This window comes from Streptosporangium sp. NPDC001559 (genome assembly GCF_042893955.1).
Classification (GTDB): Bacteria; Actinomycetota; Actinomycetes; order Streptosporangiales; family Streptosporangiaceae; genus Streptosporangium.
This window is the reverse complement of the sequence record NZ_JBIAVG010000008.1, coordinates 248,918-274,497: the sequence shown is the minus strand read 5'-3', so window position 1 is coordinate 274,497 and position 25,580 is coordinate 248,918. Positions and strand designations below refer to the sequence as shown.

General features: G+C 69.4%; 24 protein-coding genes and 1 riboswitch. Of the genes, 15 read left to right on the top strand and 9 right to left on the bottom strand.

Translation table 11 applies throughout. The features are described 5' to 3' along the window. Positions 1 to 61: 61 nt before the first annotated feature. Entirely contained in the window at positions 62 to 1,021 is a 960-nt protein-coding gene (locus ACFYY8_RS20150) for a lytic polysaccharide monooxygenase (RefSeq protein ID WP_390042922.1), read from the bottom strand. A 266-nt stretch (positions 1,022 to 1,287) separates the two neighbouring features. Then, positions 1,288 to 1,438: riboswitch (cyclic di-AMP (ydaO/yuaA leader) on the top strand. A 245-nt stretch (positions 1,439 to 1,683) separates the two neighbouring features. Between ACFYY8_RS20150 and ACFYY8_RS20145 the strand changes: the two genes are divergently transcribed. After that, positions 1,684 to 2,301, top strand: coding sequence for a hypothetical protein (locus ACFYY8_RS20145; protein WP_390042920.1), 618 nt, complete (start codon positions 1,684 to 1,686; stop codon positions 2,299 to 2,301). A gap of 292 nt (positions 2,302 to 2,593) precedes the next feature. Here the strand turns inward: ACFYY8_RS20145 and ACFYY8_RS20140 are convergent, their stop codons facing one another. The 4 genes from ACFYY8_RS20140 to ACFYY8_RS20125 form a co-directional block, all read right to left on the bottom strand. Further along, positions 2,594 to 2,977 (bottom strand): roadblock/LC7 domain-containing protein, encoded by a 384-nt coding sequence (locus ACFYY8_RS20140; RefSeq protein ID WP_390042918.1) that lies wholly within the window; start codon positions 2,975 to 2,977, stop codon positions 2,594 to 2,596. Between the two features lie 70 nt (positions 2,978 to 3,047). Next, positions 3,048 to 3,629, bottom strand: coding sequence for a hypothetical protein (locus ACFYY8_RS20135; protein WP_390042916.1), 582 nt, complete (start codon positions 3,627 to 3,629; stop codon positions 3,048 to 3,050). 152 nt (positions 3,630 to 3,781) lie between these two features. Beyond that, a complete protein-coding gene (locus ACFYY8_RS20130; protein ID WP_390042914.1) occupies positions 3,782 to 4,993 on the bottom strand; it encodes a DUF4032 domain-containing protein in 1,212 nt (403 codons plus the stop codon). A 72-nt stretch (positions 4,994 to 5,065) separates the two neighbouring features. Further along, the gene (locus ACFYY8_RS20125; RefSeq protein WP_390042911.1) at positions 5,066 to 5,710 is read right to left on the bottom strand and encodes a class II aldolase/adducin family protein; all 645 of its coding nucleotides are present in this window, start codon (positions 5,708 to 5,710) and stop codon (positions 5,066 to 5,068) included. 330 nt (positions 5,711 to 6,040) lie between these two features. On the opposite strand from ACFYY8_RS20125, the gene ngcE reads away from it, so the two are divergent. The 4 genes from ngcE (at position 6,041) to ACFYY8_RS20105 (ending at position 9,702) form a co-directional block, all read left to right on the top strand. Next, positions 6,041 to 7,498, top strand: coding sequence for an N-acetylglucosamine/diacetylchitobiose ABC transporter substrate-binding protein (gene ngcE / locus ACFYY8_RS20120; RefSeq protein ID WP_390042909.1), 1,458 nt, complete (start codon positions 6,041 to 6,043; stop codon positions 7,496 to 7,498). Positions 7,499 to 7,504: 6 nt separating this feature from the next. Continuing rightward, positions 7,505 to 8,416 (top strand): carbohydrate ABC transporter permease, encoded by a 912-nt coding sequence (locus tag ACFYY8_RS20115; RefSeq protein ID WP_390042907.1) that lies wholly within the window; start codon positions 7,505 to 7,507, stop codon positions 8,414 to 8,416. Beyond that, a complete protein-coding gene (locus ACFYY8_RS20110) occupies positions 8,416 to 9,294 on the top strand; it encodes a carbohydrate ABC transporter permease (RefSeq protein WP_362773777.1) in 879 nt (292 codons plus the stop codon). Before ACFYY8_RS20115 ends, ACFYY8_RS20110 begins: the two co-directional genes overlap by 1 nt. Positions 9,295 to 9,411: 117 nt before the next feature. Next, complete coding sequence (locus ACFYY8_RS20105; protein ID WP_390042904.1) at positions 9,412 to 9,702, top strand: 4a-hydroxytetrahydrobiopterin dehydratase; 291 nt, start codon at positions 9,412 to 9,414, stop codon at positions 9,700 to 9,702. 55 nt (positions 9,703 to 9,757) lie between these two features. Here ACFYY8_RS20105 and ACFYY8_RS20100 read toward each other — a convergent pair whose 3' ends face one another. Together ACFYY8_RS20100 and ACFYY8_RS20095 are read right to left on the bottom strand one after the other, a co-directional pair. After that, entirely contained in the window at positions 9,758 to 9,979 is a 222-nt protein-coding gene (locus ACFYY8_RS20100) for a hypothetical protein (protein ID WP_390042901.1), read from the bottom strand. A 139-nt stretch (positions 9,980 to 10,118) separates the two neighbouring features. Beyond that, positions 10,119 to 10,766 carry a GntR family transcriptional regulator gene (locus ACFYY8_RS20095; RefSeq protein WP_390042898.1) on the bottom strand — a complete coding sequence of 216 codons (648 nt, stop codon included), beginning with the start codon at positions 10,764 to 10,766 and terminating at the stop codon, positions 10,119 to 10,121. Between the two features lie 110 nt (positions 10,767 to 10,876). Between ACFYY8_RS20095 and ACFYY8_RS20090 the strand changes: the two genes are divergently transcribed. The 9 genes from ACFYY8_RS20090 to ACFYY8_RS20050 all read left to right on the top strand — a co-directional run bounded on the left by ACFYY8_RS20090 (position 10,877) and on the right by ACFYY8_RS20050 (position 22,589). Continuing rightward, positions 10,877 to 12,916, top strand: a complete 2,040-nt coding sequence (locus ACFYY8_RS20090; protein WP_390042896.1) for a beta-galactosidase — start codon at positions 10,877 to 10,879, stop codon at positions 12,914 to 12,916. Beyond that, positions 12,913 to 14,244, top strand: a complete 1,332-nt coding sequence (gene gcvPA / locus ACFYY8_RS20085; protein WP_390042894.1) for an aminomethyl-transferring glycine dehydrogenase subunit GcvPA — start codon at positions 12,913 to 12,915, stop codon at positions 14,242 to 14,244. Before ACFYY8_RS20090 ends, gcvPA begins: the two co-directional genes overlap by 4 nt. Continuing rightward, positions 14,241 to 15,800, top strand: a complete 1,560-nt coding sequence (gene gcvPB / locus ACFYY8_RS20080) for an aminomethyl-transferring glycine dehydrogenase subunit GcvPB (RefSeq protein WP_390042892.1) — start codon at positions 14,241 to 14,243, stop codon at positions 15,798 to 15,800. Before gcvPA ends, gcvPB begins: the two co-directional genes overlap by 4 nt. Next, positions 15,797 to 16,945: an ATP-NAD kinase family protein gene (locus ACFYY8_RS20075; RefSeq protein WP_390042890.1), complete on the top strand. Its 1,149-nt coding sequence runs from the start codon at positions 15,797 to 15,799 to the stop codon at positions 16,943 to 16,945. The genes gcvPB and ACFYY8_RS20075 overlap by 4 nt, the downstream gene beginning before the upstream one ends. Then, the gene (locus ACFYY8_RS20070) at positions 16,942 to 17,709 is read left to right on the top strand and encodes an SDR family NAD(P)-dependent oxidoreductase (protein WP_390042888.1); all 768 of its coding nucleotides are present in this window, start codon (positions 16,942 to 16,944) and stop codon (positions 17,707 to 17,709) included. The genes ACFYY8_RS20075 and ACFYY8_RS20070 overlap by 4 nt, the downstream gene beginning before the upstream one ends. Before the next feature lie 102 nt (positions 17,710 to 17,811). Beyond that, positions 17,812 to 19,128, top strand: a complete 1,317-nt coding sequence (locus tag ACFYY8_RS20065; RefSeq protein WP_390042886.1) for an ABC transporter substrate-binding protein — start codon at positions 17,812 to 17,814, stop codon at positions 19,126 to 19,128. Between the two features lie 2 nt (positions 19,129 to 19,130). After that, entirely contained in the window at positions 19,131 to 20,072 is a 942-nt protein-coding gene (locus ACFYY8_RS20060; protein WP_390042884.1) for a carbohydrate ABC transporter permease, read from the top strand. Positions 20,073 to 20,085: 13 nt separating this feature from the next. Beyond that, positions 20,086 to 20,949 carry a carbohydrate ABC transporter permease gene (locus ACFYY8_RS20055; protein ID WP_390042882.1) on the top strand — a complete coding sequence of 288 codons (864 nt, stop codon included), beginning with the start codon at positions 20,086 to 20,088 and terminating at the stop codon, positions 20,947 to 20,949. After that, positions 20,949 to 22,589, top strand: coding sequence for an amylo-alpha-1,6-glucosidase (locus tag ACFYY8_RS20050; RefSeq protein WP_390042880.1), 1,641 nt, complete (start codon positions 20,949 to 20,951; stop codon positions 22,587 to 22,589). The genes ACFYY8_RS20055 and ACFYY8_RS20050 overlap by 1 nt, the downstream gene beginning before the upstream one ends. 9 nt (positions 22,590 to 22,598) lie before the next feature. On the opposite strand, the gene ACFYY8_RS20045 is transcribed toward ACFYY8_RS20050, so the two are convergent. Further along, complete coding sequence (locus ACFYY8_RS20045; RefSeq protein WP_390042878.1) at positions 22,599 to 23,198, bottom strand: TetR family transcriptional regulator; 600 nt, start codon at positions 23,196 to 23,198, stop codon at positions 22,599 to 22,601. Between the two features lie 187 nt (positions 23,199 to 23,385). Between ACFYY8_RS20045 and ACFYY8_RS20040 the strand changes: the two genes are divergently transcribed. Continuing rightward, the gene (locus tag ACFYY8_RS20040; protein ID WP_390042876.1) at positions 23,386 to 24,120 is read left to right on the top strand and encodes an SDR family NAD(P)-dependent oxidoreductase; all 735 of its coding nucleotides are present in this window, start codon (positions 23,386 to 23,388) and stop codon (positions 24,118 to 24,120) included. Between the two features lie 19 nt (positions 24,121 to 24,139). Here the strand turns inward: ACFYY8_RS20040 and ACFYY8_RS20035 are convergent, their stop codons facing one another. Further along, positions 24,140 to 25,522 (bottom strand): serine hydrolase, encoded by a 1,383-nt coding sequence (locus ACFYY8_RS20035; RefSeq protein WP_390042874.1) that lies wholly within the window; start codon positions 25,520 to 25,522, stop codon positions 24,140 to 24,142. Between the last annotated feature and the right edge of the window lie 58 nt (positions 25,523 to 25,580).

Sequence of the window (25,580 nt, the reverse complement as noted above, 5' to 3'; positions counted from 1 at the left end):
GCCGATGGGAGGGGTTCGCGTGCCCTACGGCCTCACGGTCCGTACGGCGGGGGCACCGGGGTCACAGGCGCTGCCAGAGGGCGGGGACGTTGGCGGGCTCCCAGCCGGGCAGGGAGGTGTGCCCCTGCAGGCAGCGGTAGTGCTGCCCGTCGTAACGCACCATCGACCCCGTGGGGTAGGCGACCCCCGCCTCCCAGGCCAGCGGGCTCGGCGGCGGCGGGGTCGTCGTGGAGGGGGTCGTCGGGATGACGGTGGGGGTCACCGTGGGGGTCACAGTGGGGGTCACCGTGGGGGTGGGGGTCGGAGTGGGGGTCGGGGTGAGCGTCGGCGTCACCGTGGGCGTCGCCGTCGCGGTCGCCGTGGCGGTCGGGGTCGGGGTCGACACGGTGCCGAAGGTCACGTCGGAGCAGGTGTAGAACGCCTCGGCGCTGTCCGAGCGCTGCCAGATCGAGTAGATGATGTGGCGGCCGGTCTTCGGGGGCAGCTGGCCCTGGATGACGTACTCGCCGTTGGCCTTGGTCGGGTTCCTGACCTTCGCCAGCAGGGTGGAGTCCAGGTCCGACCACTTCAGCGGCTGGAGCGGGTCGAAGCCGTCCTTCGTGATGTAGATCTCGAAGGTGCCGGGGTGGTCGGCGGTGTAGGGGTAGCGGAAGGTGTAGGCGCCGCCGCCGGTCGGCATGGCCGTGGAGGGCCAGTCGGTGCGGGCCGCGTCGTAGGCCCGGTACTTGGCGCGTCCGGCGCTGCACAGCTGCCCGTCAGGGATGATCTCCCTGTGCTTTCCGTTGGCGGTGCCGATGTTCAACTCGTCCCAGTCGTAGAGCGGCTGGGTGTCCCACTTGCCGACGGCGGCCTTGCAGGCCGGGGTGTCGGGCGACTCCGGATTCTCCAGATAGCAGGCGTAGACCCGGCTGACGGGCGTTCCCATCGATCCATGGGCGGACGCCGAACCGGCCATGACCGTCGAGAGCAGGACGGGTACGGCCGCCGCGGCGGCGATCGCACCAAGCTTCCGATTGTTCATGAAGGGCTTCTCCTGGGGGGTGTAAGGGCGGAGAACATGCAGGTCAGGCCCATGATTGCGGGTTAATTATTAGGTAAGTTTCCTAACAGTTTCACCGAACTTAACGCCATGGGCGGAGTGGGGTCAAGACCCGGCCAATGTCCCTTTCTTGGGGGTTGAAGGTAGATCTTCTGGGCTTTTCATGGCTTTTGCTTTGCTTTGTCCGTTTGTGGTGGGTAGTGTCCTAGTTGTTCTCGACCGGTGACTTGCCCCTCACGAGAAGGAGCGGTCGGTCGACGTCGAATCCCGAAGCCTCCCGAGGGCGACGGGAACCGGGGACCCACCTTTTGGGGTGAATCCGCCGCGTCAGCGCGGCGGTAGGGCAACTCCACCGCCCGAACCCGTCAGCTAACCCGGTAGACGAGATGGAGAGGAGATCCCCTCATGGATCACGTCGTCGCCTACCCACCGGCACGCACCGCCTTCGCGCGGATCGACTGAGACTTCCGCCGCGCCTGACCGCGGCACCCCCGCCTCGCACCGCGCTCCGTGTACGCCCGCCTGTTTCCTGGTGCGGCCTCTCTTCCCTGTGAGCGCTCACGCCCCGTGCCCCACTGATCGCCGAACGTCTTCGGCCCGGCACGAGCGGCTGTCCTGTTCCCTCGTGAAAGAGCCCTGTCTTCATGCGTTTCTCCGCTGCCCTGCGCCATCGTCTGCTCGCCGCCACTCTTCTGGGAGCGAGCGTCCTGACCTCCGCGGGTGTCGTCTCCGCGCTGCCCGCCGCAGCCGACACCGGCACCGGAACCACCGCCACCTCGGCCGCCGCTGAGCCCGTCCTGCTCAAGGGCTCGACCAAGGCCTCCTACTTCTGGGACGACTCCTCCGGCCGCGCCGGTGACACCGGTCTGCCCGCGAGCGGCAAGCCCATGCAGAAGGGCATGATCGCCAGCCCGAGCTGGCCGCTGTTCACCGAGGGCTACGTCCTCTACAACGGCAAGAAGGCCAAGTTCTTCGTCGGCGACCGCGGCCCCGGCGTGCCGTCGAGCAGCGGCGTCATGATCGACCTCGACGCCAAGACCTTCGCCGACCTGACCGGCGGCAGCTTCAACTCCGACACGCTGGGCGTGGACGGCGTCGACGGCCAGGGGCACATCAAGGTCGAGTACGTCATCACCAAGTGGGGCGACGGCGTCGGCAAGAAGAACTACCCCGTGGCCTTCTCCAGCGGAGCCTGGAAGCTCATGGACCACAACCCGGCCACGCCGCCGCAGACCGCCCTGGCCGACGCGCCGCGGCCGTAAGCACTCATCGCGAAACATCCCCCGACCCCCTGAAAAATCCCCCGAAGACCCCCGACCCCCTTCGGATCCCCGCTTCCTGAGATCCCCGAAGGTCCCGTTCCTCTCCCGGGACCCCTCCTCCGATCCCCCTCGGAGTCCGAGACCCCCTCAGGAAAGACGAGGGCGGGCACCCCGCACAGGTGCCCGCCCTCGTTCTGTGTTCACAGGCCGTGCCGTACGGCCCGCGGGCCGGATCCTCGGTCTCTTCTCGGCGGCGTGTGGTCCCTGGCGGTCGTCGTCCTCGGTGCTCCGGTCACCGAGGCGTCCGGGCGCGGGAGGTGATGGCGGCCAGGTTCTCCGCCGTCCTGCGCCCCTCAAGCCGCAGCAGCCCGAGGTTGGACCCCGGACGGGCGAGGATCGTGAGGACGACCTTCGGGCCCGCGGTGTAGAGGAGCGCGTAGCCGCCGGACGCGGAGACCAGTGTCTCCTCGAAGGCTCCCTTGCCCGTCATGTCCGCCATCCGGCGGCTGAGGGCCAGCAGCGCCGAGGAGAGGGCGCCGGTCTGCTCGGCGAAACCGCCGTCCAGGTCACTGGCTATCGTCAGGCCGTCCGCGCCGCACACGACGCTTCCGTCCACATCGGGTATCCGCTCACGTAGCCGGGTCATCTCCTGGCGTACCTCGTCGCGGATTTCCACCGGCACCCTCCTTCTGGTCCGCTTCAGCGTCCGCGGTTTCATGGGCGTCCTCGAAGGCGTCGGACCAGGCTCAGGCGAGTGCCCTCAGCGCGTTCCTCAGCCGGATGAGCAGGTCGACGTCGGCGGGGTCGCCCGCCGTCACGGTTCCCCCGGGGGTCCCGGCGGGAGGTCCCGTGGCAGGCGGGCACGGTGGTCCGGCCGCGCCGAAGTACCCCCGTGGGCCGGGCCGGTGCCGTTCCTCACGCCGCGACGGCGGGGCGGTGAGGCTCTCGGCACGGGCGGTCAGGTGGCCCGACAGGGACTGGAGACGATGCCGCGCCAGAGCCAGATCAGCGTGATGTACATCAAGACGGACATAAATCACGAGCGGACCGTCGAGCACCGTTTCCAACGGTTTCAGTAAATGGTATCCGTCGTCGGTGGTTATGATCACTTCACGGATTCCAGCGGGCTCACCGGGGAGGCTTACGGCGAGGCCGTCGAGCATCGCCCGTAAGGTCTCGCCGAGCCCCGCGACGGCCCTGTCCGCGTCGGTTTCACGGGCCGCGCCGCCGCCCGCCACGGCCGTCCCGCCGGTCTGGTCGATCAGCACCGCGTCCAGCGCGCCGGGGATGGCCATGGCCTCGGCCAGGCAGCCTTCGATTCCGAGCACGGGTTCCCCCTCGCCAACGACTCCAAAACGCCGCCCGGTCAGCGTAGGGAAATCGCTCCGAACCCGGAGCTATTCATGAAAAGTCAGATATGGCGAGGAAAAGAATTCCGTCGGGCGGTAGAAGGTTTTTCAACCGACGGGGGGAACGTTTGCTACTCGTCGGGGAGGAGGGCTTTCTCGTCGGGTTTGTGGATAAGAACATTCTTCACATATGACTCGGTCGAGGCGGGCAGTCCGACGTCCTGCCCGGCTTTCTCGGAGATGAACCAGCGATGGTCGAGTACCTCGTGGAAGAGCTGGGCCGGCTCCAGTTTGCGCCGCATGTCCGCCGGTACGGCCTCGATCGTCGGCTGGAACACCTCGGCCAGCCACCGGTGGGCCACGACCGCCTCGTCCTCGTGGCGCAGGCCGCGCGCGACCCGGAAGGCGTCGAGGTCGTTGAGCAGCCGCCTGGCCTGGTTCTCCTCGACGTCCAGACCGGTGAGCCTGAACAGCCTGTGCTGGTGGTGTCCCGCGTCGACCACCTTGGGGCGCACGACCAGCCGTCCCGTGCCCGCCTTGCGGCGGACCATCATCTCGGCGACGTCGAAACCGAGGTCGTTCAGCTTGCGGATCCGCTGGTCGATCCGGTGCCAGTCCACCTCCTCGATGATCTCGTCGGAGGTGAGCTCGCCCCAGAGCCTGTGATAGCGCGCGCAGACCGAGTCGGCGACCTCCTCGGGGTCGATCGAGGAGTGCAGCAGCTCGCCCGCCTGCAGGTCGAGCATCTCGCCGAACAGGTTGACGTGCGCGACGTCGATGTCGTGCAGCCGCTGCCCCTCACTGATCATGGGGTGCAGTTCCCCGGTCTCCGCGTCGACCAGATAGGCGGCGAAGGAGTCGGCGTCCCTGCGGAACAGCACGTTCGACAGTGAGCAGTCACCCCAGTAGAAACCGGTCAGGTGCAGCCGCACCAGCAGTACGGCCAGCGCGTCGAGCAGCCGGGTGAGCGTCTCGGGGCGGATGGTTCCCGACATGACCGCCCGGTAGGGCAGGGAGAACTGCAGGTGCTCGGTGACCAGCGCGGAGTCGAGCGGCTCGCCGTCGGCGTCGGTCCTGCCGGTGACCACGGCGACCGGCTCGACCGCCGGGGCGTCAAGCCGGTTCAGGTCCCACAGCAGGCGGTACTCGCGTTTGGCGTAGTGCTCACTGATCTCCTTGATCGCGTAGACCTTCCCGGAGAGCCTGGCGAAGCGCACCACGTGCCGGGAGATACCCCGGGGCAGGGCGACCAGATGGTGGTCGGGCCAGTTCTCAAGGGGGATGTCCCAGGGCAGCCGGATCAGGTCCGGGTCGCTCGGGGTACCGGTGAGCTGCAGGGGCATCGCGTCGATCCTCACGTCGACAGGGCGGGGACCTCGTCCCCGCGGGGGGCCTGGTGGGAGGTTCGCGGGAGGTCAGTCCTCGCCGAGGGGGAAGGCGGGAGCCCGGCGGCGCCGTACGACGGCGGAGAGCTGTTCCTCGGTGAGCGTCCTCGGCTCGCCGAGGGCCCTGGCCCGCACGTAGACCTCGCAGAGCCATTCGAGCAGCCTGGCCGCCTCGAAGGCCTGCGGGAGGTCGTCGCCGAGGGTCACCCCGCCGTGGTTGGCCAGCAGTACCGCCTGCCGGTCGCCGAGGGCGGTCATGACGTTCCCGGCCAGCTCCGCGGTGCCGTACGTGGCGTAGTCCGCCACCTTGACCACGCCGCCGAGCAGCGTCGTGTTGTAGTGGACCGGCGGCAGCTCGGTCATGACCGCCGAGACCACGGTGGCGAAGGTCGAGTGGGTGTGCACCACGGCCGTCGTCCCCGTCGCCGCGTAGATCGCCAGGTGCATGGGGGTCTCAGAGGAGGGCGACAGGTCTCCCTCGACGAGGTCGCCCCCGACGCCGACGACCGGGCAGGCCTCGGGTTCGAGCCGGTCCAGGGCCAGACCGCCCGGGGTCACCGCGACCAGGTCGCCGAGGCGGACGCTGAGATTGCCCGACGTCCCGAGAACGAGCCCGGTCTCCACGATCCGGCGACCGTGTTCACACAGCAGCCGACGCTGCTCCGCCAGCAACATGCCCCAAAAGTAGGGTCTTGCGGCGGTATGCGGCAAACCGTCATTATCTGGTCTAGACCGGCCCTTCCCAAAGGGTTGCTCCAGGACCTAGATTCTTTACCCACACGCAGGTCGCGAGTCAATGGCGATGTGCGAAGTATCGGGTACTGTGTGCAAATCTGCCATGGTCAGGATTGCTTTGCTGTCTCGTTGCTACCGGATTTGTCGCAGAGACATCACGGCTCGGTCTAGACCGGCTGCGAACCCTTGACGCTGTAGTCCAGGGCTACGTACCTTCAGGCAAACGTTTAGGAAACTTTCCTAATTGATCCCCCGCCCAGGAGGGTTACAATGTCCTACTCGGCCGGTACGCCCGGAGATATCACCCGGCGGCAGATGCTCCGCCGGATCGGCCTGACCGCTCTCGTCGCAGGCCCCGCCGCAGGACTGCTCAGCGCGTGCGCGACCGGGGGCAGCAACGCTCCCGCCGCCACCACCTCCGCGGCCCCCTCCTCGGGCGGTGCGGTCTCCCCGGCCAACCCGTTCGGCGTCGCCGCCAACGCCCCCCTCGAAGTCGTCATCTTCAAGGGTGGTCTCGGTGACAGCTACGCCACCGACGTCCACGAGCCGATGTACAAGAAGGCCTTCCCGCAGGCCACCGTCAAGCACGTCGCCACCCAGCAGATCGCGCAGACCCTGCAGCCGCGTTTCGCCAGCGGCGAGGTGCCCGACGTCATCGCCAACTCCGGCACCGACCTCATGGACACCGGCGCCCTGCAGCAGGAGGGCCAGCTCCAGGACCTCACCGAGCTGTGGGACGCCCCCTCGATGGACGACCCCGCCAAGAAGGTGCGCGACACCGTCGCCCCGGGCACCATCGAGTCGGGCCTCATCGACGGCAAGCCGTTCCTGATGAACTACGTGTTCTCGGCCTACGGCCTGTGGTACGACTCGGCCCTGTTCGAGAAGAACGGCTGGACCGCGCCGAAGACCTTCGACGAGTTCAAGGCCCTCTGCGAGAAGATCAAGGCCGCGGGCATCACCCCGTTCGCCTACGCGGGCAAGAACGCCTCCTACTACGCGTACTGGATGATCCTCATCTCCGCCGCGAAGATCGAGGGCAACCAGGTCCTGATCGACATCGACAACCTTGAGGACGGCGTCTGGAAGCGCGACTCGGTCAAGCAGGCCGCCGCCGCCTGGGCCGAGATCGGCAAGTACATGGACAAGTCCTTCGAGGGCCTGATCCACACCGAGGTGCAGACCCGCCAGAACCAGGGCAAGGTCGCCCTCTACCCGTCGGGCTCCTGGCTGGAGAACGAGCAGAAGAGCCAGACCCCCGAGGGGTTCAAGTACGCCCTGACGCCGACCCCCAGCGTCACCGCCGCGGACAAGATGCCCTTCGAGGCCATCCGCGCCGCCGCCGGCGAGGCCTACATCGTCCCCGCCAAGGCCAAGAACCCCAAGGGCGGCCTGGAGTACCTGCGCATCATGCTCTCCAAGGAGGGCGCGCGCGGCTTCACCGAGAAGTCCGGCAACATCACCGTCGTGACCGGTGCCGCCGACGGCCTGGACCTGTCGCCCGGTAACGCGAGCCTCAGCGCCGCGCAGACCGCCGCGGGCCAGAACATCGTCACCTTCAGCGCCTTCGAGAACTGGTACAAGGAGCTGGAGACCGAGCTGCGCAAGCAGACCAACGCCCTCATGTTCGGTCGTATCTCCGCCGACGAGTTCTGCGACAAGATGCAGAAGGCCGCCGACAAGTCGAAGTCCGACTCTTCGATCACCAAGCAGAAGCGGACGGTGTAGTCCCCCATGCGGCATGGCAGGTACCGGTTCATCTTCGGCTTTCTCGCCGCGCCGGTGATCCTCTACGTGGTCTTCGTAATCAGCCCGTACCTACAGGCTTTTTACATCTCGTTGACCAACTGGAAGGGCATCTCGGCGAACCCTCAGTTCATCGGCCTGGAGAACTACACCCGGCTGCTGGACGACGAGGTCTTCTGGGCCGCGGTGCGTCACCATGGTGTTCTGTTGCTTGTCATGCCGCTGGTCACCATTGTGATCGCCCTGTTCTTCTCCTTCCTGCTCAACCTGAGCGGAGGGCAGCGGGGCGGCAAGATGAGCGGGATCTGGGGTTCGAAGGTCTATCGTGTGATCTTCTTCCTGCCCCAGGTCCTGGCGGTGGCCATCGTCGGTGTGCTCTTCCAGGCGATCTACCGTCCCGACGAGAGCGGTGTCCTCAACGGCCTGCTCGATCTGGTCGGCATCGAGCCGGTCGGCTGGCTGATCTCCCCCGACCTGGCGCTGTGGTCGATCATCGGCGTGATGGTCTGGCAGGCGGTCGGCTTCTACGTGGTGCTGTTCTCCGCGGGAATGTCCTCCATCCCCAAGGACGTCTTCGAGGCCGCCGAGCTCGACGGCGCGAACCGCGCCACCCTCTTCTTCAAGATCACTCTCCCGCTGCTGTGGGACACCATGCAGGTCGCCTGGGTCTATCTGGGCATCGCGGCCTTCGACGCCTTCGCCCTGGTGCAGGTGCTCTCCGTCGACCGGGGTGGTCCGGACAACTCGACCACGGTCCTGCCGCTGGAGATCTGGCGGACCGCGTTCAACTTCTCCAAGTTCGGCTACGCGTCGGCGATGGGCGTGGTGCTCTTCTTCATGACCATCACCTTCGCCGCGCTCACCCTGCGCGTGACCAGGCGCGAGAGGATCGAGTTCTGATGGTTTCCAAGCCCGCCTCCCACGGCAGGCCGAGGCGCAGGCGCAACCCCCTCGGGGCCTTCGGCGCGCTGTCCCACGTGGCGCTGCTCGTCTGGGCGATCCTGATCATCGGCCCGATCCTGTGGACGTTCCTGGGGTCCTTCAAGACCAACGCCGAGATCTTCGGCGACCCCATCACGCTTCCCTCCTCCTACCACTGGGACGCCTGGGGCCGGGCCTTCCAGAAGGCCCACATCGGCCAGTACATGCTCAACACCGTCTTCGTGGTGACCTGCAGCACGGCGCTGACCATGCTGCTCGGCTCGATGGCGGCCTACGTGCTGGCGCGTTACAGCTTCCCCGGCAACCGGGCGATCTACTTCCTGTTCGTCTCGGGCATGACCTTCCCGGTCTTCCTCGCGCTGGTCCCGCTGTTCTTCGTGGTGCGCCAGCTCGGACTGATCGACACCCACTTCGGGGTGATCCTGGTCTACGTCGCCTACTCGCTGCCCTTCACGGTGTTCTTCCTGTCGGCGTTCTTCAAGACGCTGCCCACCTCGGTGGCCGAGGCGGCGATGATGGACGGCTGTTCGCACACCAGGACGTTCTTCCAGATCATGGTGCCGATGGCCAAGCCCGGCCTGATCAGCATCACGATCTTCAACATCCTGGGTCAGTGGAACCAGTACCTCCTGCCGATCGTGCTGCTCTCCGGCAACGTCGAGGACAAGTGGCTGATCACCCAGGGCGTGGCGAACATCTCGACGAACGCGGGCTACGAGGCCGACTGGCCGGGCCTGTTCGCCGCGCTGAGCATGGCGATCATCCCCGTCATGATCGTTTACATCATCTTCCAGCGTCAGATCCAGTCGGGTCTGACGTCGGGCGCCGTCAAGTAACGAACAACAGGCGTGTCCCGCGGAACTCTCCGCGGGGCACGCCTTCGGCGTTCTCCCGGCGCGCCGAAGCGCCGTACGGGCTTGGCGCCGCGACGACCGGCGTGATCTCCTGGACCGATGGACCTGCTTGACGACTCCGCGATCGACCGGAGACTGGCCGACCTGCCCGGCTGGCGGCGCGAGGGTGACGAGATCCGCCGGACGATCACCGCGAAGGACTTCCCCTCGGCCATCCGCGTCGTGGACGAGGTCGCCGTGGAGGCCGAGCGGATGAACCACCATCCCGACATCGACATCCGCTGGCGCACCCTCCACCTGGCGCTGTCGACCCACGACGCGGGCGGCCTGACCGACCTGGACTTCACCCTCGCCGCCCGGATCGACGAGATCGCCACGCCGTACAGCTGAGCCGCGGGGGGCGCGGGATGTCGGGCCGCGGGGGCCGCGCCGTCCCCGCGGCGGCTCATGACGGGGCGGCGGAGGCCATCCGTTCCTGCTCCGTGAGAAGCTCGTCCAGCGCCTCGGCGTCGTCCGCGTGGACGGTCATGGAGAGGTTCGCGTCCAACTGGACCCTGGAAAGGGCCCTGATCAGCCGGGTCGCGTACCACCGGCCGGTGTCGCTGCGCCAGATGGACCACGTTCCGGCGTAGCGTCCGAGGACGCGCTCGACGTCCGTCTCTTTCACGGGTTCTTCCACAGAGGACCGCACTCTGTCACCACCTTCGTGCTTGCCTGTCGCATCCCCATGATGGGTTCGCGTCAGGTGGGCCGGTAGTGAGAGGCGCTCTCCGGGAGACTGAGAGGAGCTTTCCTGTGAGCGGCTCTCAGGGCGTCTGGGGGATGCGGGACATCATCCGCTCCATGCCGTTGACCCAGTTGTCCCGCAGGGCCGTGGCGGCCCCCTCGAGGTCGCCGGCGATCAGGCGCTCGGCGATCCGGCAGTGTTCCTCGGCGGCGCGTTCCATCGGGGTGCTCTCCCCGGCGACCAGGTGTGAGTAGCGGCGCATCCCCGCCTTGACGCTGGTGATCAGGTCGAGCAGCCGCTCGTTGCCGCAGCCGCCGAGCAGCAGGTCGTGCCACTCGTCGTCGTGCCGTTCGATGTCCTGCTGCTCGGCGATGTTGTCGGAGAACTCCTGGGCGAGCCTGAGCAGTTCGGGCGCGGTCCGTCCAAGGTAGGCGGGGTCGGAGCTGTCCAGCGCCAGCGCCTCCAGGGCCGCCACGATGGCGCACAGTTCGCGGAACTCCTTACGGCTCACCGGAGCGAACCGAAAACCCCTGCCCTGGTTGCTCTCCAGCACGCCCTCGCCGGCGAGCGTGATCAGCGCCTCGCGCAGCGGCGTACGGCTGACGCCCAGTTCGGCGGCCAGCGCGGCCTCGTTGATGTCCGTTCCGGCCGCGAAGTCCCCTCGGTCGAGCCTGAGCATGAGCTCGTCGCGGATCTGTTCGCGGAGGGGGCGCCGCTCGATCGGCATGACTCTCCTCGGGATTGATCTTGACCGAAACCTACCACTTGACGCAGTACAAAATACTGCACTATGAATTCTGCATACAAAATAGTACATGGCACAGATTGGAGTTTCGGGTGGGCCTGACCAGGGTTTCCGGTCTGCTGTTCGGTGGGGACTACAACCCCGAACAGTGGCCGGAGCACGTCTGGGACGAGGACGTCCGGCTGATGGCCGAGGCGGGGGTGAACATGGCGACCGTCGCGGTCTTCTCCTGGTCGCGCCTGGAACCCCGCCCCGGCGAGTACGACTTCGGCTGGCTCGACCGCGTCATGGACCTGCTCCACGCCAACGGCGTCGCCGCCGACCTGGCCACCGCCACCGCCACCCCGCCGCCCTGGCTGGTCCGCGAGCACCCGCAGGTGCTCCCCGTGGACGCCACCGGCACCCGCCTCGACTTCGGCTCCCGGCAGAGCTACTGCCCGAGCTCCCCGGTCTTCCGCACCGCGACCGTACGGCTGGCCCGCGCCATGGCCGAACGCTACGGCGACCACCCGGCGCTGGCCATGTGGCACATCAGCAACGAGTACGCCGACCACACGCTCGAATGCTTCTGCGAGGAGTCGGCCAGGCACTTCCGCCGCTGGCTGCGCGAACGCCACGGATCGGTCGACGGCCTCAACGCCGCCTGGGGCACCTCCTGCTGGGGGCAGCACTACACCGCGTTCGACCAGGTCAACCCGCCCAGGAAGGCGCCGGGGCCGGTCAACCCCGCGCAACTGCTCGACTGGCGCCGCTTCTGCTCCGACGCGCTGCTCGAATGCTTCGAACTGGAGCGGGAGGTGCTGCGGGAGGTCACCCCGGAGATCCCGGTGACCACCAACTTCATGAGCGTTCTGCACGGTCTGGACTACTGGAAGTGGGCCGAGGCCGAGGACGTCGTCAGCGACGACGCCTACCCCGACCCCGCCGACCCCACCTCGCACGTGACCGTCGCGCTCAGCTACGACCTCATGCGCTCGCTGCGACGACAGCCGTGGATCCTGCTCGAACAGGCGGCGAGCGCGGTGAGCTGGCGCGAGGTCAACGCGCCCAAGCCGCCGGGCATGATGCGCCTGCACAGCCTGCAGGCCGTGGCGCACGGCGCCGACGGCGCCATGTTCTTCCAGTGGCGGCAGGCGAAGTACGGGCCGGAGAAGTTCCACTCTGCGCTGCTGCCGCACGGCGGCGTCGCCTCCCGGGGCTGGCGGGACACCCTCGCCCTCGGCGCCGACCTGAAACGGCTCGCCGAGGTCGCCGGAACCCCGACCACCGCGCACGTCGCCCTGGTCCTCGGCTGGGACAGCTGGTGGGGTCTTGAGGCTCCGGAGTCGATGCCGTCCAACCGGCTCAGGCTCAAGGAACTCCTGCAGGCGTGGTACGGACCGTTGCACGCCGCGGGCGTCGCGGTCGACCTGGTCCCGCCGCTCGGCGACCTGTCCGGCTACCGCGTGGTGATCGCCCCCAACCTCTACATGTGCACCGGGGAACAGGCAGCCTGGCTCGAAGCCTTCCCCGGCCACCTCGTCGTCGGCCCGTTCAGCGGCGTCGTCGACTCCGACGACCAGGTCCACGAGGGCGGCGCCCCCGGCCCGCTGCGCGCCCTGCTCGGTGTGACGGTCGACGAGTTCTGGCCGCTGCCCGAGGGAACGGTCCAATCCCTGCGGCTGGCCGGGCGGGCCGTACCGGCGCGGACCTGGGCCGAGTGGCTGCGTGTCGAGGACGCCTCCGGGGACACCTTCGGGGACACCGAGGTGCTGGCCCGCTACGAGGGCGGTGACCTGGACGGACAGGCCGCGATCACCAGGCGCGGGAACGCCGTCTACCTCGGCTGCCTGCCGGAGGACGTCACCCCGGTCCTGACGGAGGTCCTGGCCGCCGCGGGAGTCGAGCCGGTGGCCGTGGTGCCCGAGGGCGTCGAGGCCACCCGCAGAGGCGACCACCTCTTCCTGCTCAACCACACGACAGACCCGGTGAAGGTGGACCTCGCCGAGCCGGGAACCGACCTGCTCACCGGCCGTGACCTCGCGGGCCCGATCGAGATCCCGGGCCGCGACGCCGTCGTGCTGCGCCTGGCGAACTCCGGCGCCCGCCGTACGGACACGGAGAGCCCGCTGACGAACGAAGGAGAACGGTGACACACCCCTACATCCCGAACGCCGAGCCCGGCGTGCGGGCCGAGATGCTCGCCGCCGTCGGCGCCGCGAGCGTCGAGGACCTCTACGCGGACATCCCGGAGGGGCTGCGCCTGCGCAGGCCGCTCGACCTGCCCGCGCCGCTGGCCTCGGAACAGGAGCTGGTCGCCCACATGCGCGCCCTGCTGGCGCGCAACGTCGACACCACCCAGGTGCTCGGCTTCCTGGGGCACGGCTGCTACCCGCACCACGTGCCGGCCGTCTGCGACGAGGTCAACGGCAGGAGCGAGTTCCTCACCGCCTACGCGGGCGAGCCGTACGAGGACCACGGGCGTTTCCAGGCGATCTTCGAGTACGTCAGCATGATGGCCGAGCTGCTGGAGATGGACGTCGTCAACGTCCCCACCTACGACGGCCACCAGGCGGCCGGGACCGCGATCAGGATGGCGGCCCGCTACACCGGGCGGTCCAGGGCGCTGGTCAGCGGGGCCGTCTCCGCCGACCGGATGAGCAAGCTGCGCGACTTCCTCGGCCACGACATCGACCTGGTCGTCGCCCCCGTCGGACCGGACGGTGAGATCGGCGAGGTCGAGATCGACGAGACCTACGCCGCGATCTACCTGGAGACCCCCAACGTCTACGGCGTCGTGGAGACCAGGGGCCGGGAGCTGGCCGACCTCGCGCACGCGGCGGGCGCCCTCCTGGTCGTATCCGCCGACCCGATCTCGCTGGGCGTGCTCGCCCCGCCCGCCTCCTACGGCGCCGACATCGCCTGCGGCGACATCCAGTCGCTCGGCATGCACCAGAACTACGGCGGCGGCCAGGCGGGCTACATCGCGACCCGCGACGAGGAGCGCCTGGTCGCGGAGTTCCCCTCGCGCCTGTTCGGCATCGCGCCGACCACGGTCCCCGGCGAGTACGGCTTCGGCGACGTCTTCTACGACCGGACCTCCTTCGCCCTGCGCGAGGAGGGCAAGGAGTGGGTGGGCACCGCGGCCGCCCTGTGGGGCATCACCGCGGGCGTCTACCTCGCGCTGATGGGCCCGCAGGGCATGCGCGAGATCGGCGAGACCATCCTGGCCCGCACCCGCTACGCCATGGACCGCCTGGCGGAGGCCGGGGCCACGGTGCCGCACTCCGGCTCCGTGCACTTCCGCGAGTTCACGATCGAGGTGCCGTCCTCCGACGCGCTCCTGGCCGTGCTCAGGGAGCACGGCATTCTCGGCGGCGTCCGCCTGGACGACCGCACGCTGCTGGTCTGCGTGACCGAAATGCACTCGAAGGACGACATCGACCGGCTGGCGGCAGCCGTACGGGAGGGACTGGCATGAGTGGGCACGCGGGAGAGTCGTTCGCCGAGCTGCCGGTCGCGCCGAAGCCGCCGCTGCGCCGCTTCCACCAGGCCCGCTGGGACGAGCCGATCATCTTCGAGCAGTCACGGCCGGGACGCAGGGGCGTGGCCGTACCGGCCGCCGGGGTGCCCGCGGTCGAGTTGCCCGCCTCGGTACGGCGCGCGGAGCCGCCGAGGCTGCCGGAGATGTCGCAGCTGCACGTGCTGCGGCACTACGTCAGGCTCTCCCAGGAGAACCTGGGCGTCGACCAGGCCATCGCCGTCGGCCAGGGAACCTGCACGATGAAGTACAGCCCCAAGGTCAACGACCGGTTCGTCAACGACCCCAGGATCGCCGAGCTGCACCCCCTCCAGCCGGAGGACACCGTGCAGGGCGTCCTGGAGATCTACTGGCGCCTTGAACGGATGCTCGCCGAGATCTCCGGCATGCACCGGGTCTCACTCCAGCCCGCCTCCGGGTCGGCCGCGATCTACGCCAACGTCGCGATGATCCGCGCCTACCACGCCTCCCGGGGCGACGCGGATCAGCGCGACCAGGTCATCACCACGATGTTCTCCCACCCGTCGAACGCCGCCTGCGCCAAGGCCGCCGGGTACGAGGTCATCACGCTGCTGCCCGACGAGAACGGCTACCCGGACATCGAGGCGCTGCGCGCCGCCGCCGGGCCCAGGACCGCGGCCCTGCTGATCACCAACCCCGAGGACACGGGCATCTTCAACCCGCGTATCGAGGAGTTCGTCAGGATCGTGCACGAGGCCGGTGGCCTGGCCTGCTACGACCAGGCCAACGCCAACGGGCTGCTGGGCGTCACCCGCGCGGCCGACGCCGGGTTCGACCTGTGCCACTTCAACCTGCACAAGACCTTCTCGACCCCGCACGCCTGCGGTGGCCCGGCGGCGGGAGCCAGCTGCGTCTCCGAGGCGCTCGCACCCTTCCTGCCGTCCCCGACCGTCGAGTTCGACGGCGAGGGCTACCGGCTCGACGACGACCGGCCGCTGTCCGTCGGCAAGATGCGGCCCTTCCTGGGCGTCACCCCCAACGTGGTGCGCGCCTACGCCTGGATCATGGCGCTGGGCGCCGACGGGCTGCGCGAGGTCGCCGAGACCGCGGTGCTCAACAACAACTACCTCATGCGCAAGGTGCTGGACATTCCCGGCGCGGGCGCTCACTGGGACAGGAACCGCCTCGAACAGGTCCGTTACTCCTGGCAGGGGCTGTTCGAGGAGACAGGCGTGCACTCGGAGGAGATCGGCGTGCGCGCCGCCGACTTCGGCGTGCACTACTGGACCAGCCACCACCCCTTCCTGGTCCCGGAGCCCTTCACCCTCGAACCCACCGAGTCCTACTCCAAGGAGGACCTCGACGAGTACGCCGCGATCCTCGCCCACGTCGCCGACGAGGCGCGCCGCGACCCGGAGTTCGTCAAGGGAGCCCCCTACAACCAGACGATCCACAAGATCGACCCGGCCTCGCTCGACGATCCCAAGCAGTGGTCGCCGACCTGGCGCGCCTACACCCGCAAGCACCTGGCATGACGTCCGTACGGCCCGGCGCCCCCGGCTTCACGGTCGGCCTGCTCGTCAACCCGGTCGCCGGGATCGGCGGCCCGGCCGGGCTCAAGGGCAGCGACGGCGAGCGGGCCCAGCGGCTCGCGCTGGCCAGGGGTGCCTCCCCGAAGGCGGGGGAGCGGGCGGCGCAGGCCGTACGGGCGCTGCTGGCCAGGCGGCCCGGCACGCCGATCCTGACCGTCGCGGGACCGATGGGAGAGGACAGCGTGCGGGCCGCGGGAGCCGACCCCCGGCTGGTGCCGTTCGCTCCCGGCGATCCCTCAGGCGGCCGGGACACCACGGCGGCCGTCGAGACCATGCGGGAGGCGGTCGACCTGCTGCTGTTCGCCGGAGGCGACGGCACCGCGCGGGACGTGCTCGACGGGGCGCCGTCGTGCCCGGTGCTGGGTGTCCCGGCCGGGGTGAAGGTCTACTCCGGCTGCTTCGCGCTCAGCCCGGCCACCGCCGGGGCCATGGCCGCCGAGTTCGCCGGCCCCCGCGAAACGACCGAGGCCGAGGTCGTCGACCTCGACGAGGACGCCTACCGGCGGGGCGAGGTCGGCCCCAGGCTGTACGGGGTCCTGCGCGTGCCCGCGGCCAGGGAACACCTGTCCGGCCGCAAGCTGGGATCGGCCGCCTCCCCGGGCACGACGGAGGCCGTCGCGGCCGAGGTCGTCGCCCGCATGCGGCCTGGCGTCCGCTACGTCCTCGGCCCCGGCGCCACCACCATGGCCGTCGGCGGGCGGCTCGGCCTGGCCACCACCCTGCTGGGCGTGGACGTGGTCCAGGACGGCGCGCTGGTCGCCGCCGACGTGACCGAAAGGCAGCTCCTCGATCTCGTGGACGGGCGGGAGACCCACGCCGTCGTCTCGGTGATCGGGGGGCAGGGATTCGTGCTCGGCCGGGGAAACCAGCAGATCAGCCCGGCCGTACTGAGAAAGGTCATGGCCTCCGGCGGGCTCGTCGTCCTGGCGACCCAGCGCAAGCTCGCCGGGCTCGGCGGACGACCGCTGCTGGCCGACACCGGAGACCCCGCGACGGACGCCCTCGTCGAGGGCTACGTCCCCGTCATCACCGGGCACCGCGAGAGCGCGCTGTACCGGATTCGATCCGCCACCGAGGAGTTCCGATGACCATCATGACCAACGCGCTGAGCGGCAAGGTCGCCATCGTCACCGGAGGCGCGTCCGGCATCGGCGCGGCCACCGCGCTGCTGTTCGGCCGCCAGGGCGCGGCCGTCGTCGTGGCCGACATCGACGGCCATGGCGCGGAGCGGGTCGCGCGCGAGATCGAGGCCGCGGGTGGCAGGGCCGTCGCCGTCGAGACGGACGTGGCCGCCGAGGCCGACTGCGAGCGGGCCGTACGGACCGCCGTCGAGACCTTCGGCGGGCTGCACGTGGTGTTCAACAACGCCGGGATCATCCGCCGCGCCACCGCGCTCGAACTGACCGCCGACGAGTGGGACCGCGTCATGGCGGTCAACGTCCGTTCGGTCTTCCTCATGTGCAAGCACGCCATCCCCGCGATGAAGGACGGCGGCTCGATCGTCAACACCGGCTCGGGCTGGGGCCTCAAGGGCGGCGGCGACGCCCTGTCCTACTGCGCCTCCAAGGCCGCCGTGGTCAACATGACCCGCGCCCTGGCCATCGACCACGCCAAGGCCGGAATCCGCGTCAACTCCGTCAACCCCGGCGACACCGACACCCCGATGCTTCGCGAGGAGGCCAGGCAGCTGTCCGAGGACTGGACGGCCTTCGCCGCCGACGCCGCCGACCGCCCGATGGGCCGCGCGGGAACCCCCGACGAGATCGCCCAGGCCGTCCTGTTCCTGGCGAGCGACGCCGCCAGCTACGTCACCGGCGCGGCCCTGGTCGTCGACGGTGGCGGCCTCGCGTGACCTTCCACAGGGCCCTTCGCGAGGCCTGATCGCCCATAAAGCCTGATTTTTCGTGAGAAAAGCACCCCCACCCCCCGCAAGGAAAGCTCCAGGAGGCACACCGTGTCCTTTTCCCCGTCCAAGAAGTTCCTGGCCGCGGCGGCCCTCGTCGCGACCGCCGCGACCGCGGCGTGCAGCGGCAGCGGCGGCGGTGGTGGCGGCGGGGCCGCGACCGGCGGCGCCGCGGAGGGAGGGAAGGTCACCATCAGATGGTCGACCTGGGGCTCGGCCGAGGACGTCGCCCTCTTCAAGGGCTTCAACGACGACTTCATGAAGCGCCACCCGAACATCGTGCTGAAGATGGAGACCGTCCCCAAGTACGAGGACTACCACCCCAAACTGCTGACCCAGCTCACCTCGAAGACCGCCCCCGACGTCTTCTTCGTCGGTGACGACAACGTGGGCAAGTTCGTCGCCGCCGGGGTGCTCGCCCCGCTCAACGACAAGCTCGCGGGCCCCGACAGCAAGAGCAAGCCGGAGGACTTCTTCGAGGGCATCTACGGCGGCGCCAGGAAGGACGGCCAGATCTACGGCGTCCCCAACGACACCAACCCCGAGGTCCTCTGGTACGGCAAGAAGGCCCTCAAGGACGCCGGTGTCACCGAGGACCCCGCCGAGCTCAACGCCGCGGGCAAGTGGACCATGGCCAAGTACCTGGAGATGAACGCCAAGCTCAAGGCGGCGGGCAAGGCCGGGTCCATCTTCTGGAACTGGTACGGCTCCACCTACAGCGTCATCGGCGGCTTCGGCGGCAAGGTCTGGGACGGCGGGAAGTTCGTCGCCACCACCGACCCCAAGTCCCGCCAGGCCCTGGAGACCCTCGCCAAGGGCTACGCCGACAAGACCTTCCTCTCGGCCGACGTACTGCCCGCGAGCAACGGCGCCAGCACCCAGTTCCTCAAGGGGACCGCGGGCTTCTACGCGGGCGGACGCTGGATGATCGACTCCCTGCGCAAGGGCGGTGACCTGCCCAACTACGACATCGTGCCGTTCCCGTCCGAGACGGGCCAGCCGATGCCCGGCGCGGTCGCCGCCTCCTACCTGTCGCTGAACAAGGACTCCGCCAACCCCAAGGAGGCCTTCACCTTCCTGAGCGAGTTCGTCGGCAAGGAGGGCCAGCTTCTGCGGCTCAAGGGCGGCGGCGCCGTACCGTCCGTGAAGGGGGCCGAGCAGGTCGTGCTCGAAGGCGGCTACCCCGCGCACGCCCAGACCTTCCTCGACGTCCGTGACACCGGCTTCGCCAACTACCCGGAGGAGGTGGCGATCCCCGGCCTCACCAAGGACATCAACGACCACCTGCTGAAGGTATGGACGGGCAAGATCCCCTTCGAGCAGGGCATGACCGAACTGCAGGCACTCGTCGACGGCAAGATCGGCTAGCGGTGGCAGGCGTCGTCACCGAGACGCGCCCCACCGCGAAACCCGGCTCCGCGCGCGCGGCGGCGCGCGTGCGGAGCCGGGACGGCTGGTGGGCCGCGTTCTTCCTCGCTCCGCAGGTCATCGGCCTGCTCGCCTTCCTGGTATTTCCCCTCGGCTTCGCCGTCGTGCTCGCCTTCATGAAGTGGGACGGGCTCGGCGAGAAGTCCTGGGTCGGCTTCGGCAACTTCGCCGCGCAGCTGTCCGACCCCGCCTTCGGCACGGCCGTCTGGAACACCGTCGAACTCGCCTTCCTGACCGTCCCGTTCGGCCTCGGCCTCGCGCTGCTCATCGCCGTCGCACTCAACCACGTCAAGGGCAAGACCCTCTACCGGGTCGTCTACTTCATGCCGGTCGTCACCAGCTCGGTGGCGGTCGCGGTGATGTGGCAGATCATCCTGGCCGGAGGCGACTACGGCGTGCTGAACAGGACCGTCCAGGACTGGTTCGGGATCACGCCGCCCGACTGGCTCGAAGACCCGAACTGGGTGATCGTCGCCATCGCGGTCGTGACCATCTGGTCCTCGCTCGGCCTCAACGTGGTGATCTTCCTGGCCGGGCTGCAGACCATCCCGCCCTCGCTGACCGAGGCCGCCCGCATCGACGGGGCCGGGCCGATCAGGGTCTTCCGCTCGGTGATCCTGCCCATGATCTCCCCGACCCTCTTCTTCTCGACCGTGGTCGCGGTGATCAGCTCCTTCCAGGCGTTCGACCAGATCTACGTGCTGGTCGACCCCGACCACAACGACGGCGCCCGCACGATCGTCTACCAGGTCTACGACCTGGGCTTCAAACGGTTCGAGTTCGGGATGAGCAGCGCCGCCGCGCTGATCCTGCTCGCGCTGACGCTGCTGGTCACCTTCGTCCAGTTCGGAGTGCAACGGCGCTTCGTCCACTACGACTCGTGAAAGGGGGGCGTCCATGTCCGTGATCCCCACGACCCCCACGGGTGTCTCCCTGCCCCGCCGCCTGGGCGGGATCGCCCTGCACGTCGCACTCGCCGTCGGCGGGCTCGTCATGCTGTTCCCGTTCGTCTGGATGCTGCTGACGTCGTTCAAGGGCACGCACCAGATGCTCAACTCGCCTCTGGACTGGCTGCCCAACCCCTGGCGGGCGCAGAACTACCCCGACGCCTTCGGCGCGCTGCCCTTCGCCCAGGCCTACTGGAACAGCTTCTACATCGCGGTCCTCAACGTGGCGCTGACCCTGCTGACCTCGGCGATGGCCGCCTACGCCTTCGCCAGGATCCGCTTCAGGGGTTCGGGGCTGCTGTTCGGGCTCTTCCTGGCGACCCAGATGGTGCCGGCGCAGGTGACGATCGTGCCGCTGTACCTGATGCTCTCCAAGCTCGGCTGGATCGACTCCCACCTGGCGCTGATCGTGCCCGGCTACGTCAACCCGTTCGCGGTCTTCCTGCTGCGCCAGTTCATCAGGGCGGTCCCGATCGAGCTTGAGGAGGCCGCCCGTCTCGACGGGGCGGGCCGCTGGACGATCTTCTGGCGGATCGTGCTGCCCAACGTCAGGCCCGGCATGGGCGCGCTCGGCATCATCGTCTTCCTCGCGAGCTGGAACAGCTTCTTCTTCCCGCTCATCTTCCTGAACTCGCCCGAGCTGGCCACTGTCCCGCTGCTGGTCAGCCAGTTCGCCGGACAGCACGGCGCGACCGAGTACGGGCTCACCCTCGCCGCCTCGGCCATCTCGGTCGTCCCGATGATGATCGCCTTCCTGATCGGCCAGCGGCGCATCCTCAACAGCATGGCCATGTCCGGCCTGGGAGGACGCTGATGATGTCCGGACTCCGCGACCCGCGGATGACGTTCGAGCTGCGTGACCTGGGGCGGACCCCCTTCACCGACCGGGGCTCCCGGCTGCTGGTGATGCCCGCCGACGACGGCTCCCTGTGGATCGCCCGCGCCGAGTACGAGACCCGGCTGGCGGACACGACCGTGCTGACCGGCCTGCGGCTGTTCTCCGGCGCCACCGAGCTGCCCGTACGGCGGGCCCACGCCGACCGTCTCACCTTCGAGGGCGGCGTCGAGCTGGTGTTCGCCGACGCGGAGACACTGGTGCTGACCGGCTCCGGCGCACGGGCCGCCTGGGACGGCGGCGGGGGAGCGGTCGAGGGGACGCTGGTCCTGACCGGCGCCTCCACACTCGACGGTCCCACCCTGCTCGAACGGGCCGCGTCGCGGTGGCGGGAGTGGTTCGGGCGGATGCCCGCCGTACCCGACGAACTGCGGGAACGGGCCGAACAGGCGTGGTGGACGCTCGGGGTGAACCTGCTGCCCATCGCTCAGGCGCGGGGCAGGCTGGGCGTCGTCCCCTCCAAGTTCGGCTACGTCGGCGTCTGGAACTGGGACGCCTGCTTCCACGCGGTCGGCCTGCGCCACGGCGCCCCCGAACTGGCCCGTGACCAGATCCGCATCCTGCTCGGTCACCAGCGCCCCGACGGGCTCGTCCCCGACGTGGTGCACGACCTGGGCGTGCTCGCCGAGACCACCGACCTGCCCCGCTCCGACCACACCCGCCTGGCCCAGCATGTCGGTACGGCCGTCGGCGGGCCGGACCCGGGTGAGGCCGGGCAGCCGATCGGCGGCGTCGTGCCGGTCACCAAACCCCCGCTGCTGGCCTGGGCCGTCTGGAAGATCCACGAGGTGGCGCCCGACCTGGGCTTCCTCGCCGAGGTCTACGAACCGATCGCCCGCTCCCACGAGTGGTGGCTGACCGTCTCCGACCCGGACGGGGACGGTCTGGCCGAGTATCTCCATCCCTACTCGTCCGGCCTGGACGACAGCCCGATCTGGGACCACGGCCCCAGGGCTGAACCCCCCGACCTCAACTCCTACCTCGCCCTGCAGGCGGACCGGCTCGGCGACATCGCCGAGGCGCTCGGCCGTACGGCGGAGGCGGCCGGGTGGCGGGAACGGGCCGCCGGGCACGTCGAACTGCTCGTCGCCAGGCGCTGGAACGGCGAGCGCTTCGTCACCCTGGCCAAGACCTCCCGGGAGGTCGAGGTGGCCTGCCGTACCCCGCTTGAGCTGATGCCGCTGTTCACCGGCCGCCTGCCCGAGGCGATCGCGGAGAGGCTCCTCGCCGACCTGCTCTCGCCGAGCTTCTGGGCGGAACGCCCGGTGCCGACGGTCGCCTTCGACGACCCGGACTTCGACCCCGACGCGATGTGGCGCGGGCCGGTGTGGCTCAACGTCAACCACCTGCTCGTCGAGGGGCTGCGCCGCTCCGGCTTCGCCGAGGCCGCCGACGAGCTGGCCGTACGGACTCTGCGGATGGTGAACGACGGCGGCGGCCTGTACGAGTACTGGAACCCCGTCACCGGAGGCCGGGCCTCCCGGGCGACCCAGGGGTTCGGCTGGTCCAGCGCCCTCTTCCTCGACCTGGCCGCCACCCGCGTCACCTCGGCGACGTGAAGGCCGCGGCTACTCCGGGAGGACGCCGGTCAGGAGGTCGTCAAGTCCCGCCTGGATGCCGTCGAGGGTGAGGTCCCGCCGGTAGGCGAGCAGGTTCGCGGCCAGCGGGGCGAGCAGGGCGTCGGCCAGGAAGGACGGGTCGCGGTCGGGCCGGACCTCGGCGATCAGGATCGCCAGGTGGCGGTGGTAGGCGTGGTAGGCCCCGCCGAAGCGGGCGAACGGTCCGGCGGTCTCCGCCACGAGCAGCAGGTCGAGCTGGTCGACCGTACGCCGGGCCAGCGCGTGCAGGAAGGCACGGATCCGTCCGGCGGCGGGCGCGCCGGGACCGAGCGGGGGCGGGCCGCTCAGATAGGTCGTCTGGAACTCCCGCTCCCGCCGGTCGATGAGCGCGTGGGCGAGGCCGGACCTGTCGCCGAAGCGGCGGTAGAGCGTGCCGACGCCGACACCCGCCGCGGCGGCCACGTCCGCCATGGCCAGCGCCTCGACGCCCCGGGTCGCCACGATCTCCTCCGCGGCGGCGAGGATCTTCGCCCGGTTGCGGGCCGCGTCCGCGCGCCTGTCGCCCGGCCGGTCACCCGCGACCGGGCCGCCCACGGTGGAAACGTTCACGACCGGGCCGCCTGTGGGCGGGGTGCCCGCGGTTGAAGCGTCCGCGGCCGGGGGATCCCCGGCTGGGGGGTCCGCTGCTTGAGGTCGTCGGATCCGAGACACCCCCCAACCCTATCGACTTGCGATCCGGAATCGATTCCGCCTAGTCTCTGAAGCGGAATCAATTCCGCATTGAGGGGGCAATGTCATGCTCAACGGACGGGTGGCGCTCGTCACCGGAGGCAGCCGCGGCATCGGCGCGGCGATCGCACGCAGGCTGGCGGCCGAGGGCGCGGCCGTCGCGATCACCTACGCCCGCGCCGAGGAGAAGGCACGGGAGGTGGTGCGGGAGATCGAGGCGGCCGGTGGCCGAGGGCTCGCCGTACCCGCAGAGGCGACCGACGCGGCGGCGCTGGCGGAGGCGGTCGAGCGCACCGTCTCCACACTGGGCGGGCTGGACATCCTGGTGAACAACGCCGGGATCGCCCCCTACGGCCCGATCGAGGACTTCACCCTGGAGGAGGTGGACCGGACGCTGGCCGTACACGCGAGGGCGTCGTTCCTGTTGGCCCAGTCCGCGATCCGGCACATGGGGGACGGTGGGCGGATCATCAGCATCGGCAGCAGCCTGGTCGAGCGCGTGACCGCGCCCGGCTGGACGCTGTACTCGATGAGCAAGTCAGCCCTCATCGGGTTCACCAAGGGACTGGCCCGTGACCTCGGGCCCCGGGGCATCACCGTCAACCTCGTCCACCCCGGCTCGACGGACACCGAGATGAACCCGGCCGACGGCCCGGACGCGGAGGAGGAACGCTCCTACACGGCGCTCGGCCGCTACTGCGACCCCGACGACATCGCCGCGACCGTGGCGCACCTGGCCGGACCCGGCGCGCGCAACATCACCGGAACCTCCGTCACCGTGGACGCCGGGACCACGGCCTGACCGCGATCCCGGCGACGGGCTACCTGGACTTGACCAGGGAGAAGGAGCCCTTGACGAGGGAGACCAGCTGATTGGCGACCGCCTCCTCGGGAAGGGCCTTCCTCTTGTCGTAGGCCAGCGCGGTGACGACGTAGGTCCTCCCCGAGGCCGAGCGCCCGAGATAGGCCAGGTCCAGCAGGCCGGGCTCCGAGCCGCCCTTGAACCAGACGGTCGGCCACTTCTTGGCGTCGAGGCCCAAGCCGTCGAAGCCGGACAGCGTCTCGTTCAGGGTCTTGGAGTTCAGCCTGGTCAGGCCCACGTAGGCGCGGCAGACGTCACGCGGGGAGCCGAACCACTCGATCGTGTCGACCTCGCGGGGCGTGGTCCACGGCTTCATGGTGGAGCCGTCCTGCTTGGCGACGACGTCGCGCAGGTACTTCCGCTTCTTGGCGGTGCTGAGACTCAGGTAGGTCCTGGCCTGCCGGGGGTGGTCGATCCCCTTGAGCAGGAAGAGCTCCTTGGTGGTCAGGAAGGGGACGTTCAGCTCGGGGTGGTCGGACCACTGGCGGACCTTGGCCTCGACGGCCCTGCGACCGACGGTGTGGATGAGGATGTCGGCCGCGGTGTTGTCGCTGATCGAGATCATCAGCTTGGCGGCCTCGCGCACGGTGACCTTGCTGTTGTCCGGGCGCTCCCACAGGCCGCCCTCGCTGGGGCTCTTCCACTCCGGCTTGATCGTGAGCTCGGTGTCCCAGCGGAGCCCGCCGTCACGGATCTTCTCGGCCACCGCGCCCAGCACGTAGAGCTTGAAGATCGAGCCGAGCGGCCTGGGCTTGTCCACGTTCACGCCGTGTACGACCTGGCACCGTCCCCGCGAGTCGATCTCCGCGGCGAGGAAACCGACGTTCGGCGCGACCGAACGCATCCGGGAGTCCAGCTCCCGCCAGTTCTTCGGGGCAGGCGGCATGGGCTGCGGCTGTTGGACCCGCAGGCCGTTGATCTTCCCGTCGCCGTCCACGGTGAGCGTGACGACGTAGTCCTCGCCGCCGAGCTTCGCCGTGCCGTACAGCGACGTGGGACTGGCCTCGGTCAGGGTCTGCAGCGTCAGCCCCTTGAGCGAGACGGCGAACTTGTTGATCTCATCGGCGGAGACGGCCTGCAGGAAGTTCGCAGCGAAGTGCTCCCGCAGTTCGCTCTCGGGCACCGGAGTGCGGGACAGCGCGTCGAGGAACCAGGTCAGCTGCCTGCCCGCCGGGGTGTCCGGGATCTGGGGGGCGGCGGTGACCGTCAGAGCGGTCCAGGAAAGGGTTCCGGAAGAGGTGGCGGCCACGCTCTGCCCTCCGGCGGCCACGGTGCTCACCGGAACGACGGTCGCGGCGAGGGCGAGAGCGAGCATGCGCGTCGATCTGAACGGCGGTCTCACGAGGATCTCCTTGGTGGGAGGCGGGTTCTTCCGGCCGCACACTCGGCGGCCTCGATTC

Excerpts from the sequence above, each read along its gene's own strand:
- ngcE (WP_390042909.1), top strand. The coding sequence starts at position 6,041 with ATGTCCTACTCGGCCGGTACGCCCGGAGATATCACCCGGCGGCAGATG.
- ACFYY8_RS20150 (WP_390042922.1), bottom strand. The coding sequence starts at position 1,021 with ATGAACAATCGGAAGCTTGGTGCGATCGCCGCCGCGGCGGCCGTACCC.
- ACFYY8_RS20105 (WP_390042904.1), top strand. The coding sequence starts at position 9,412 with ATGGACCTGCTTGACGACTCCGCGATCGACCGGAGACTGGCCGACCTG.
- ACFYY8_RS20075 (WP_390042890.1), top strand. The coding sequence starts at position 15,797 with ATGACGTCCGTACGGCCCGGCGCCCCCGGCTTCACGGTCGGCCTGCTC.
- ACFYY8_RS20115 (WP_390042907.1), top strand. The coding sequence starts at position 7,505 with ATGCGGCATGGCAGGTACCGGTTCATCTTCGGCTTTCTCGCCGCGCCG.
- ACFYY8_RS20070 (WP_390042888.1), top strand. The coding sequence starts at position 16,942 with ATGACCATCATGACCAACGCGCTGAGCGGCAAGGTCGCCATCGTCACC.
- ACFYY8_RS20145 (WP_390042920.1), top strand. The coding sequence starts at position 1,684 with ATGCGTTTCTCCGCTGCCCTGCGCCATCGTCTGCTCGCCGCCACTCTT.
- ACFYY8_RS20125 (WP_390042911.1), bottom strand. The coding sequence starts at position 5,710 with ATGTTGCTGGCGGAGCAGCGTCGGCTGCTGTGTGAACACGGTCGCCGG.
- ACFYY8_RS20130 (WP_390042914.1), bottom strand. The coding sequence starts at position 4,993 with ATGCCCCTGCAGCTCACCGGTACCCCGAGCGACCCGGACCTGATCCGG.
- ACFYY8_RS20110 (WP_362773777.1), top strand. The coding sequence starts at position 8,416 with ATGGTTTCCAAGCCCGCCTCCCACGGCAGGCCGAGGCGCAGGCGCAAC.
- ACFYY8_RS20055 (WP_390042882.1), top strand. The coding sequence starts at position 20,086 with ATGTCCGTGATCCCCACGACCCCCACGGGTGTCTCCCTGCCCCGCCGC.
- ACFYY8_RS20095 (WP_390042898.1), bottom strand. The coding sequence starts at position 10,766 with ATGCCGATCGAGCGGCGCCCCCTCCGCGAACAGATCCGCGACGAGCTC.
- ACFYY8_RS20040 (WP_390042876.1), top strand. The coding sequence starts at position 23,386 with ATGCTCAACGGACGGGTGGCGCTCGTCACCGGAGGCAGCCGCGGCATC.
- ACFYY8_RS20050 (WP_390042880.1), top strand. The coding sequence starts at position 20,949 with ATGATGTCCGGACTCCGCGACCCGCGGATGACGTTCGAGCTGCGTGAC.
- gcvPB (WP_390042892.1), top strand. The coding sequence starts at position 14,241 with ATGAGTGGGCACGCGGGAGAGTCGTTCGCCGAGCTGCCGGTCGCGCCG.